Genomic DNA, 6,719 nt, shown 5'->3' on the forward strand with positions numbered 1-6,719 from the left:
AGAAACCGGACGTCCTTGAGACACCCGGGTGGATCGGCTCACAATGAGACAAGCCCGTGCCACCCGGCGCCCCCATGACAGCCCCTGCCCGCGCCGCCGGACCGACGACCGGGTTTCTGGAGGAATCACCCGGCAACCGTTCCGCCATGCGGTTGATGTGTCTGCTGGCCCTGCTGGCATCGATCGGCTTCGCTGCGGTCACCATGGTGCGCAGCGCGCCGATGTTGACCAGGGATTCGGCCGGCCAGGAGACGCTCACCGCCCCGCCCCGGGACGACACCGGGATCGTCATCAGCTTCGCCTTCCTGTTGGCCGCCTTTGCCCCCAAGGTGCTGCAGAAGTTCGCCGAGCAGCGCCTCGGTGACCTCAAGGGCTCCGGCCTGCGGGAGCTGGTGCTCGACGCTGTCGCCGGTTCCGTTGCCCGTCCGCCCGTCGCGGCTGCCGCCTCCACCCCAGCGGAGGATCCCCGCCTGCGTCAGCTGCTGGAGGAGGTGGAGCGGTTGCGGGCCGAGATTGAGCGCAGCCGCACCCCGATCCAGGTGAGCGCCGCCACCCCCGTGGCCCCGCCGGCGGCGGCCCTGACCCCCCTGGAGCGGATCCGGCTGGGGGGGAGCCTCTGATGCCCTACATCACCGCCCGCCAGGACGCGGGGCTCAGCCCCAGCCCCGCCGCCGCCGATGCCGATTCCTATGTGGCCGCAGGCTCCAGGATCGCCGTGGCCTGGGTGCGGCCGGCCCCCGGCACGGACCTGGCGATCGTGCGGCTGGCGGGGCCCTACACCTGCCCCGGCGGCACGGTGCCCCTGCCGGATGGGGAGCAGCGCTATCTCAACCCCGAGCGCTTCATCATTCCCGACGACGCCTGGTTGCCGGCTTCGGCTGAGGGTCCGCTTCCTGCTGAGGTGGCTGCGCTCAACCACCACTACGAGGGTTGCCGCCTGCAGGCCTACCCCGACCCCCGCACCGGCGGCGAACCGATCACGATCGGCTGGGGCAGCACCTTCTACCAGGACGGTTCCCCGATCCGGCTGGGGGACGTGATCACCCAGGAGCAGGCCGATGCGCTCTATGCGCACAACTGCCGTGAAAGGTTCTGGAAGGTGCTCGAGGCCAAGATCCCCTTCTGGGCGGAGATGGGGGACCGGCAGCGGGCCGCCCTGTGCAGCTTCGCGTACAACAACGGCGCCCATTTCCATGGCGATGGGTATCACGACACCCTCGATCGCCACCTGCGGGAGCGCCGCTGGGGGGCCGTTCCCGCTGCCCTGATGCTGTATCGCAACCCCGGCGAGACGGTGGAAGTGGGGCTGGGCCGCCGCCGTCGGGCCGAGGGCCTGGTGTGGGGCGGCATGGAGCCGGCCGTTGCCTGCGCCCAGGCGGAGAGGGAGATCGGCACCCCTGACGACTGTGAGGCCTGGGAGCAGCGGCTGAAGCAGGAGGCTGGCGGCCCGGCCGCTCCCACCGCCAGAGCCATGACGGCGCCCGCCAGAGATGCCGATCCCCCTGCCCTCAGCCTTCCCGGCCTGGTGGGCCCGAAGAAGACCCCCCAGGACTTCGGCTTCGGCGGCACCGACAGCCATGTGGTGGTCAATGACGTCAGCGAGACGGCCCGGGCCTTCGACGCGGAGGGCCGGTTGCTGTGGGAAATCCCGGCGCTGGCCCGCGGCCAGGGCCGGGACGACCAGTACCAGGACACGTCCACCGACACCCCGCCGGGGATCTACCGGATCGCCAAGCAGGTCTACCGGGACTACGAGCAGGATCCCAGCCCCACCTACTCCGCCGACCGGCGCAGCTATGGCTGGTACAGCTTCGATCTGGAGGATCTGGAGAGGCAGGAACGGCGTTTCGGCCGCGCCGGGATCATGGTGCACGGCGGCGGCAGCGCCTGCGGCTGGCCCGGGGCCTGGGCGCCCCGCCAGCCCCTGCATTCCACCCTCGGCTGCGTGCGGCTGCATAACCAGGATCTGCGCGACAAGCTGCTGCCCCTGGTGGAGCAGGGCACGGTCTACGTGTCGGTGTACCAGGAGGCCTGAGCCAGCCGCCATACGCTCCTTGTCCAGCCATCGGAGTCCCCATGGCGACCGCTGACCTTGTGTTCCTCGGGTCCGGCGTCCTGGCCGCCGGCGTGGGCGGGGAGCTTTTCGTGCGTGGCGCCGTGGGCCTGGCCCACTGGGCACGCCTCTCACCCGGGATCGTCGGGGCCACGGTGGCGGCCTTTGCCACATCCAGCCCGGAGTTGTCGGTGGCGACCATGGCGGCGCTCGAAGGCAAGCCCCAGATCGCGCTGGGGGATGCCCTTGGAAGCAACGTTGTCAATGTGGCCCTGATCCTGGGCCTCACGATGGCGATCTCAGGGCAGCGCATGCCTGCGGAGAGCGCCCGTCGCGATCTGCCGGTGGCCTTGGCCGGCCCGCTGCTGACAGGGCTGTTGGTTCTGGACGGCACTCTCTCGCGGCTTGATGGCGCCCTGCTGCTGGTTGTCTTCCTTCTTTGGATGACGGGCGTGGTGCTGGAGGTGCGTCGGCAACGCAGCGTCCCCGGAGTGGTTCGGGGGGAGCGGCGCGGGTGGCCTGCCGTCCTGTTCTGTGGCGTCGGCCTGGGGCTGCTGCTGGTGGCCGGGAGGCTGGTGGTGCTGGGGGCCAGGGGTCTTGCCCAGTCCTTCGGCATCGATGCCTTCCTGGTTGGCGCCACCCTTGTGGCGATCGGCACCTCGATGCCGGAGCTGGCCACGTCGCTGATCGCGACCTGGCGCGGCCACGATGAGGTCGGCCTCGGCACGATCCTCGGCAGCAACATCTTCAACGGGCTTTGGGTGGTGGGTGTCGCCGCCTCCATCACCCCGATCGCCGTGCCGGTGGAGGAGGTGCGGCTGGTGCTTGCCTTCGGCCTCGCTGCGCTGTTCCTGCTGATCCTCCCCAAAGGGTCTGACGTCCTGCAACGCTGGCGCGGCCGGCTGCTGCTGAGCTTGTACGGCGTTTATCTCCTGGCGATCGTGCGTGGCCGGGGGCTGATCGGTTGAGGTGTTGTGGACGGTGGCACCCCCCTACCCTGACCTGATCGCCCCAGCCCCGGCATGCCGACCCCCTACGCCCTGCTGCTCCTGGCGCTTCTGGACGCCACACCGGGACTGGCTGCGGCGCAACCACAACGTGGGGAACTCAGCCCCAGAGAGGAGTTCATGGTGATGGTGGGCGTGGGCTCCGGTTACATGAGTGCCCTCTGCAACCTGGAAAAGGACGGCTTCATCTCCACCGCCACCCGCGCCAAGCTGGCCCAGGCGCAGCTGGACATCATCGGCGGCGATCCCTCGACCAGGGACGACCTGGAAGGGGTGCTCGCCGGCATGAAGGGCGTGGAGGAGGACAAGGACCTGTGCCCCAGCCAGGTGCTGCCGCTGCGCCGCCAATGAGACGCCAAGGGGGACGCTGATGGAACCGCGCGAGCGTCTGGCCAGGGCGTTGCCGGGCCTCGCACGGTTGCTCGACTACCAAGGCAGCTGGCTGCGGCCGGACCTGCTGGCGGGTGTCACGGTGGCCGCCTACCTGGTACCCCAGTGCATGGCCTACGCCGAAGTGGCCGGCCTGGCGCCGGTGGCGGGCCTGTGGGCGATTCTGCCGCCGCTTCTCCTTTATGCCCTGCTGGGGTCCTCGCCCCAGCTCTCGGTGGGGCCGGAGTCCACCACCGCCGTGATGACGGCCGCGGCGGTCGGGCCGCTGGTGGCGGGGGACCCGCTCGCCTACGCCGGCTTCTGCAGCCTGCTGGCCCTGCTGGTGGGAGTGGTCTGCTGCGCCGGCGCCTGGGCCCGGCTGGGGTTCCTGGCCGATCTGCTCTCCCGGCCGATCCTGGTGGGCTACCTGGGCGGCGTGGCCCTGATCATGATCGGCGGCCAGCTGGGTCGGGTCAGCGGCATGAGACTGCAGGCCGACTCCAGCCCCGCCCAGCTGCTGGAGCTGCTGAACCGGCTGGGGGAGATCCACCGGCCCACCCTGCTGCTGGCCGTTGGGGTGCTCGTGTTCCTGCTGCTGGTGCAGCGCCGCTTCCCCCGGGCCCCGGCCCCCATGCTGGCGGTGCTGCTGGCCATGGCGGTGGTGGCGGTGGGACACCTCGACCAGCGCGGCGTGGCCGTGATCGGTGCCATTCCGGCCGGTCTGCCCCAGCTGGCGCTGCCGCCCGGGGTCTCGCCAGACCAGCTGCGCTACCTGCTGACGGCGGCGGTGGGCATCGCCCTGGTGGGCTATTCCGACAACGTGCTGACGGCCCGGGCCTTCGCCGCCCGAGGCGGCTACCGCATCGACGCCAACCAGGAGCTCCTGGCCCTCGGCACCATCAATCTGGGCAATGGGCTGATGCAGGGCTTTCCGGTGAGCAGCAGTGGCAGCCGCACCGCCATCGGCGATTCCCTCGGCAGCCGCTCCCAGCTGTTCTCCCTGGTGGCCCTGGCGGTGGTGCTGGCGGTGCTGCTGTGGCTACGGCCGGTGCTGGCCCTGTTCCCCACGGCGACCCTGGGGGCGATCGTGATCTACGCCGCCCTGCGCCTGATCGACATCCCCGAGTTCCTGCGGCTGCAGCGCTTCCGCCCCAGCGAGTTCCGTCTGGCCCTGATCACCCTGGTGGGGGTGCTGGCCACCGATCTGCTGCTTGGCGTGGCCCTGGCGGTGGGGCTGTCGGTGATCGATCTGTTCGCCCGGCTGGTGCGTCCCCACGACGCCGTCATGGGGATCGTGCCGCGGCTGGCGGGCCTGCACGACGTGCGCGACTGGGAGGGGGCGCGCACCATCCCGGGCCTGGTGCTGTTCCGGTTCGATGCCCCGCTGTGTTTTGCCAACGCCGAGCACTTCCGCCAGCGGGTGCTGGCGACGATCGCGGCCGAGTCCCAGCCGGTGGCCTGGTTCGTGCTCAACGCCGAGGCCATCGTCGAGATCGACATCACCGCAGCCGACGTGCTGGAGGAGCTGCAGCGGGAGCTGACCGTCCGGGGCATCACCTTCGGCCTGGTGCGGGTCAAACAGGACCTCTACAGCCAGCTGGAACGGGCCGGCCTGGTGGAGCGGATCGGGCCGCGCCTCTTCTTTCCCACCCTGCCCACGGCGATCGCGGCGTTCCAGGCCCGGGCGATTGCGGCGCCGCTGCCCAGCCCATGAACGCCGCACCCGAGCGCCACCAGCTGGTCCTGGCGGGGGGCGGCCACAGCCACGTGCTGGTGCTGCGGCGCTGGCTGATGCGCCCGCGTGGGCGGCCGCCGCAGACGCGCCTGATCCTGGTGAGCCGCCACGGCACCGCCCTTTATTCAGGCCTGCTGCCTGCGGTGGTGGCGGGGCTGGAGCCCCTGGAGGCCGCCGCCATCGACCTGCGCCGCCTCTGCACCCTGGCCGGGGTCGTCTTTGTGCAGGCGGAGATCACCGGGCTCGACCCTGCGGCCCGGGAGCTGCAGCTGGCGGGCCGTCCGCCCCTGCGCTTCGACCGGCTCAGCCTCGATCTGGGCGCCGTGACCGCCACCTCGGGATGGTCGGCGGGGGAGGCGATGGCCGTCAAGCCGCTGGAGCCCTTCCTGGCCTGGGCGGAGCGGCGCCATGCCGGCCAGTCCCTGGTGATCCGCGGTGGTGGGGCCGCCGCCGTGGAGCTGGCCCTGGCCTTCCGGGCCCGGGGGATGGCCAGCGAGCTGCTGCTGCTGGGGGAGTGCTTGCGTCTGGGCTCGGCGGCGGCGAACCGGGCCGGTGAGCGGCTGCTGGCCCAGGCCGCCATCCCGATCCAACGGCGGGCGCCGGCCGGGGCCCCTGCCGATCTGGCCTGCACCGGCAGCCGCGCCCCCGCCTGGCTGGCGGTCACCGGCCTGCCGGTGGACCCGGCGAGCGGCCGGGTGCTGACCGAAGCCAGCCTGGCGGTGATCGGCCATCCGGAGCTGTTCGCCTGCGGCGACTGCGGCCTGATCGCCGCTGATCCCCGCCCCCCCTCGGGGGTGTGGGCGGTGCGCTCGGCGCCGGTGCTGGCGGAGAACCTGCGCCGCAGCCTGGCCGAACCCGCCCGGCCGCTGCGGCCCTGGCGGCCCCAGGCGCGGGCCCTGCAGCTGCTGGGCGACGGCGGCTGGCACCCGGATGGCCCCCGGGCCCTGGCGTTCTACGGCCCCTTGGCCGTGGGGCCATCGGCGTGGATCTGGCGCTGGAAGCAGCGCATCGACCGGGCCTTCATGGCCCGCTTCGCCACGCTCCAGCCCATGGCCGCGCCCGCCATGGCCTGCCGCGGCTGCGCCGCCAAGCTGGGAGCCGCCCCCCTGGCGGCCGCCCTGGCCCGCCTCGACCCCGACGGAGCGCCGCGGCCGGTGGAGGACGCGGCCGTGGTGGGCAGCGGCGCCGACGGCGACCTGTTGCTGCAGAGCGTCGATGGATTCCCGGCTCTGGTGGAGGACCCCTGGCTGAACGGGCGGCTCACCGCCCTGCATGCCTGCAGCGACCTCTGGGCCAGCGGCGCCACCGTGGAGAGCGTGCAGGCCCTGGTGACGGTGCCGGAGGCCGCCGCAGCGGTGCAGGAGGAGCTGCTGCTGCAGACCCTGGCCGGGGTGCGCTCGGTGCTCGATCCCCTCGGGGCCGCCCTGGTCGGCGGCCACACCCTGGAGGGCCGCGACGGAGCCGGGCTTGCCCTGGCCCTGACCGTGAACGGCCGGGTGGCGCCGGCGGCCCACTGGGTCAAGGGGCCGCTGCGGCCCGGCGATGCCCTGCTGCT

The 6,719-nt window shown here is 72.2% G+C and carries 6 protein-coding genes; all 6 read left to right on the forward strand.

From position 1 onward, the window contains the following. Positions 1 to 74: 74 nt before the first annotated feature. On the forward strand, positions 75 to 620 hold the full coding sequence (locus KBZ04_RS01500) for a hypothetical protein (RefSeq protein ID WP_254990145.1): 546 nt from the start codon (positions 75 to 77) through the stop codon (positions 618 to 620). Beyond that, on the forward strand, positions 620 to 2,035 hold the full coding sequence (locus tag KBZ04_RS01505) for a glycoside hydrolase family protein (RefSeq protein ID WP_254990146.1): 1,416 nt from the start codon (positions 620 to 622) through the stop codon (positions 2,033 to 2,035). Before KBZ04_RS01500 ends, KBZ04_RS01505 begins: the two co-directional genes overlap by 1 nt. Before the next feature lie 41 nt (positions 2,036 to 2,076). Next, positions 2,077 to 3,021 carry a sodium:calcium antiporter gene (locus KBZ04_RS01510; protein ID WP_254990147.1) on the forward strand — a complete coding sequence of 315 codons (945 nt, stop codon included), beginning with the start codon at positions 2,077 to 2,079 and terminating at the stop codon, positions 3,019 to 3,021. A 54-nt stretch (positions 3,022 to 3,075) separates the two neighbouring features. After that, positions 3,076 to 3,411: a hypothetical protein gene (locus KBZ04_RS01515; protein ID WP_254990148.1), complete on the forward strand. Its 336-nt coding sequence runs from the start codon at positions 3,076 to 3,078 to the stop codon at positions 3,409 to 3,411. Between the two features lie 19 nt (positions 3,412 to 3,430). Next, entirely contained in the window at positions 3,431 to 5,143 is a 1,713-nt protein-coding gene (gene sulP, locus KBZ04_RS01520; protein WP_254990149.1) for a sulfate permease, read from the forward strand. Continuing rightward, positions 5,140 to 6,719: AIR synthase related protein (locus KBZ04_RS01525; RefSeq protein ID WP_254990150.1), on the forward strand; the 1,580-nt coding region annotated here is incomplete at its 3' end. The genes sulP and KBZ04_RS01525, both read left to right, overlap by 4 nt.

This window comes from Cyanobium sp. N5-Cardenillas, assembly GCF_024345515.1.
Classification (GTDB): Bacteria; Cyanobacteriota; Cyanobacteriia; order PCC-6307; family Cyanobiaceae; genus Cyanobium.